Raw genomic sequence first — 250 nt, forward strand, 5'->3', positions numbered from 1 at the left:
GACCGACTGCGCCGCCGAGTCACCCAGGATCAGATTGACGAAGCCGTCATTGTAGACCTTGTAGACCAGCGTCTCGGTCGTCTTGCCTGGCCCGCCGCCGGTGACGGCATGGACGATGCCGAAAGTGTCGAACAGGGCATAGACGGTGTTGACGACCAGCAGGAAAAAGGTCGTCGGCGCAAGCAGCGGGAAGACGATGGTCCAGAAGCGCTTGGTCTCGCCGGCACCGTCCATCGCCGCCGCCTCGATC

1 protein-coding gene is annotated in these 250 nt (G+C 63.2%); it reads right to left on the reverse strand.

Features of this window, described 5'->3' with window-relative positions:
• A partial coding sequence (locus AC0L2O_RS37200) for an ABC transporter permease subunit (RefSeq protein ID WP_473373255.1) occupies positions 1–250 on the reverse strand: 250 nt, incomplete at both ends.

Source organism: Bradyrhizobium sp. Kon10 (assembly GCF_055807395.1).